This is a genomic window from Bradyrhizobium sp. (genome assembly GCF_030697065.1).
In the GTDB taxonomy this organism is placed as follows: Bacteria; Pseudomonadota; Alphaproteobacteria; order Rhizobiales; family Xanthobacteraceae; genus Bradyrhizobium.
Map to the genome: position 1 here is coordinate 1 of NZ_JAUYQU010000263.1, position 3,496 is coordinate 3,496.

Consider the following 3,496-nt stretch of genomic DNA (forward strand, 5'->3'; position numbering starts at 1 on the left):
TGCCATAGCCGGCGCCCTCGCGCAGCACGGTGCGCAACGCGTCCGACCAGGCCGAAGGCTTTAGTGTCAGATTGATGAAGCCGGGCCCGGCGACGTCGACCGAGGCGATCAGCTCATCGGCGCGCAGTTTGACCGCTATCGCTTCGGCGAGATCGCGCGGTTTTGCCCTGGCCTCCTTCGCCAGCACCATCGCGGCATTGGTCGCCATGTCGCCATGGGCCGCATCGCGCGGTGGCTCGACCACGACCCGCGACAGGTCGATATCCGTGGGCCAGCCGCCTTCGGAGGCGAGCGCGGCGCAGGCCGCGTGGACTCGCCCCAGCACATTGGCGAAAAGATGCTGCGGTTGACTGGAATCGACCATGGGCGTGACTGGACCGGGGATGATGCCGCGTGCGGCTAGGCCGCCGCCTAACGCAAATCCGGGGTCGAGTCAAAAAGCCTTTGGTGCTCGGTGATGGCGAAACGGTCGGTCATCCCGGCGATGAAATTGCCGATCCGCCTGATATGCGAGGCTTCGGTATCGTGATCGCCGCCACCGCGCGCCGACCACTCCGCCGGCAGGTCGTCCGGGCTCTGCCGGTAGCGCGCGAACAGGTCGAACAGGATCTGCTCGGCCTCGCCCATCACCCGCATCACCCTGGGATGGCGGTACATCCTGACCTTCAGGAACGCCTTGATCTCGGCTTCCGCCTGCGCCGCCTCGGGCGGAAACGCGATCAGGACGTCGCCAAGCTTGCGCACATCCTCGACCGATTTGGGTCTGGCGAGTTCGAGCCGGCGGCCCGCTTCGGTGACCACCGCGCCGATCAGGTACGAAATCAGTTCGCGCACCAGCTCCGCGCCGCGCCTGACCTCGTCGAGATCGGGATAGTGCGTCGCGATCTCCGCGATCATCCCGGCCGTCAGCGGCATCACCTTGAGATCGTCGACCGTGAACAGGTCGGCCCTGAGCCCGTCGTCGATGTCGTGGGCGTCATAGGCGATGTCGTCGGCGATCGCCGCAACCTGGGCTTCCAGCGAGGCAAAGCTCCACAATTCCAGGTCGTAGGTCGCCAGGTAGTCAGATATGCCCGAGGGAATGCCGCGGTCGCGATACCTTCCGAGGGCGGCGCCGCCACGCTCGGTCAGGGGGCCGTTGTGCTTGACGATGCCCTCCAGCGCTTCCCAGGTCAGGTTGAGGCCGTCGAATTCGGGATAGCGGTGTTCCAGCGAGGTAACGACGCGCAGGGTCTGGGCATTGTGGTCAAAGCCGCCATGGGCCTGGAGACAGGCGTCCAGCGCCCGCTCGCCGGCATGGCCGAACGGCGGATGGCCGAGATCATGGGCCAGCGCCAGCGTCTCCGTCAGATCCTCGTCGAGGCCGAGCTGCCGGGCCAGGGCCCGGGCGATCTGGGCCACTTCGAGGCTGTGGGTCAGCCGGGTTCGGTAATGATCGCCCTCATGGAACACGAATACCTGGGTCTTGTGCTTGAGGCGGCGAAAGGCGGTGGAATGTATCACCCGGTCGCAATCCCGGCGGAACGGGCTGCGGGTCTTGCTTGGCGGCTCTGCAAACAGCCGCCCTCGGCTGCGGGCGGGGTCGCAGGCATAGATCGCGCGAGGGGCTGCCATTCCGACCGACACGGTGATTTAATCCTTATCCAATTGATTCCACGGGCCTGCGCACTTAACTATGGGGCGTGCCGGATACCAAATAGTTTGGTTCCGGCAGCGGCGACCGGAGAGTTCTCACATGACGACAGCCGTCACCATCAGCGAGCGGGCCGCCCGCCGCATCGGCGAGATCCTCAGGACCGAGGGCGACGGCGCCATGCTTCGGATCAGCGTCGAAGGCGGCGGCTGCTCGGGCTTCCAGTACAAATTCGATGTCGAGCGCGCCCAGGCCGAGGATGACCTCGTCATCGCACGCGACAGTGCCGTGGTGCTGGTGGATCCGGCCTCGGTGCCGTTTCTGGCCGGTTCGGAGGTCGATTTCGTCGACGATCTGATCGGCGCCTCGTTCCGGGTGGTCAATCCGAACGCCACTGCCTCCTGCGGCTGCGGCACCAGCTTTTCGATCTGAGGGGACTTTTTGGTTCGCCCGAGTGTCAGGCGACCTGGTTAAAGTCTGCTTCGAACTCCCGGCGCATCCTGCGATGCGCCTCGTCCAGCCAGCCGATCGCCTCCCTCAGTTCATCGGCGCTGATGCTGGCAGCCCGGTGTTCAATCAACCTTGCGATGTCGGACATCTCGCTGGCGCCGAGGGTCCTTGCCGATCCTTTCAGGGCGCAGGCCTCGATCTCGATCGACTCCCGGTCGCCGCCTGCCTCGAATTGCCGGAACAGCGCGAGCCGTGCGGCGGTCTCGTCCGCAAACGTCGCAAACGTCTCCCGCACGCCGTCCTCGCCGATCGCGGCGGTCAGATGCGCCAGCGCCATGCGGTCGAGCACGGCAGGGACATCCGCTGATGCCGGGGCCGCCGGCAGCGCAGAGGTCCGTTCGATGGCCCGCAGGATCGCGGCCACCAGCGCCGGCTTGCGCAGCGGCTTGGCGAGGAAATCGGACATGCCGGCGCCTCTGCACACCTCGACATCTTCGGCGAAGGCATTTGCCGTCAGGGCGATGATGGGCAGGCTCGCGAACCGGCCGCCCTGGCCGCGGATCGCCCTTGTTGCCGCAAGACCGTCCATCTCCGGCATGCGTACGTCCATCAGCACCAGGTCGTAGTCGGCCTCCGATGCCGCCTGCACCGCCTGCATGCCGTCGGTTACCACCCGCGTCTCGGCGTTGAATTCCCGCAACATCATCAGCACCACCATTCGGTTGGTGGCGTCGTCCTCGGCGATCAATACCCGCAACGGGCGGTCCATCGTGGCGATGCGAGCTTTCAGATCTTTGGCCCCGGCACGGTCGGTGCGCTCATCCCTCACCGTCTTGTCGCTCGCCGGCAGCGTCAGGCTGAATGTGAAAGTCGCGCCCCCGCTTGCCGGAGAGACAACGCCGATCGCGCCGCCCATCTGCTCGACGATACGCCGGCAGATGGCGAGGCCAAGGCCGGTCCCGCCGAAGCGCCGATTGATCGAGACGTCGGCCTGGGCGAAGTCGGTGAACAGCCGGCCGACACGATCCGGCGGAACGCCGATACCGCTGTCAGACACGCTCCATTCCACCGTAGCGCGGCTGCTCTCTCGCGATACGCAGGCGACCGCGATGGTCACCCCTCCACGCTCCGTGAACTTGACGGCGTTCGAGGCAAGATTAAGCAAGACCTGGCGGATTCTCGTGACGTCTCCGCTCAGGGTGGACGGAAGGCTCGGATCGATCTCGAGCTTGACCGTCAGTCCCTTGTCCTTCGCGCTCGTTGCAATGACCGAGGCAACAGAATCCACAAGCCTTGCCGGCGAGAAATCGATCGTCTCGAACTCCAGCCGGCCGGCTTCGAGTATCGACAGGTCGAGAATGTCGTTGAGAATTCGTTGCAGGTTTTCGCCGGAATCCCGGATGGTGGCCACCG

The 3,496-nt window shown here is 65.5% G+C and carries 3 protein-coding genes and 1 pseudogene; 1 reads left to right on the plus strand and 3 read right to left on the minus strand.

Translation table 11 applies throughout. The features are described from left to right. A pseudogene (locus tag Q8R73_RS20930) lies at positions 1–364 on the minus strand (arginine--tRNA ligase); the annotation flags it as partial. Between the two features lie 47 nt (positions 365–411). Further along, a complete protein-coding gene (locus Q8R73_RS20935) occupies positions 412–1,626 on the minus strand; it encodes a deoxyguanosinetriphosphate triphosphohydrolase (protein ID WP_305721452.1) in 1,215 nt (404 codons plus the stop codon). 109 nt (positions 1,627–1,735) lie between these two features. Here Q8R73_RS20935 and erpA point away from each other — a divergent pair, with 109 nt between their 5' ends. After that, positions 1,736–2,065 carry an iron-sulfur cluster insertion protein ErpA gene (gene erpA, locus Q8R73_RS20940; protein ID WP_305721453.1) on the plus strand — a complete coding sequence of 110 codons (330 nt, stop codon included), beginning with the start codon at positions 1,736–1,738 and terminating at the stop codon, positions 2,063–2,065. A gap of 25 nt (positions 2,066–2,090) precedes the next feature. Here erpA and Q8R73_RS20945 read toward each other — a convergent pair. Continuing rightward, positions 2,091–3,496 (minus strand): hybrid sensor histidine kinase/response regulator (locus Q8R73_RS20945; protein ID WP_305721454.1); only part of this gene is annotated, 1,406 nt, incomplete at its 5' end.